Raw genomic sequence first — 314 nt, 5'->3', positions numbered from 1 at the left:
CCCGAAATTTGAAGTTCGCAACCCGCAGCTTACGGGCGGCGGCGTCCATGGTTCTGACGCCCATTGGGGTTATCGGTTGCGCGGGGCTGCTGTGGCTGTGCACATGCGTGTTCTTTGCCGCGATGCTGCTCGCGGCTCGCGAAGACGCCTACGACAGCGAAGTGAGACACGCACGCCAACTGGGGACCGCGCTTGAGCGCGACATTCTGCGAAGCATCGAGCTTTACGAGCTGTCGCTGAGCGCCGCGGCACAGGGCGCCACAAATCCGCGCGTCATGTCGTTGCCCGTCGATCTTCGAAACCCGGTGCTCTTC

General features: G+C 63.1%; 1 protein-coding gene. It reads left to right on the top strand.

What is annotated here, in order from left to right; translation table 11 throughout:
- Window positions 1–47: 47 nt before the first annotated feature.
- Window positions 48–314, top strand: a 267-nt coding sequence (locus tag SB752_RS32180) for a hypothetical protein (RefSeq protein ID WP_410719464.1), incomplete at its 3' end; no start/stop codon positions are given.

The organism is Brevibacillus sp. SIMBA_040 (genome assembly GCF_046535075.1).
Classification (GTDB): domain Bacteria; phylum Bacillota; class Bacilli; order Brevibacillales; family Brevibacillaceae; genus Brevibacillus.
This window is presented reverse-complemented; position numbering and strand designations above follow the sequence as displayed.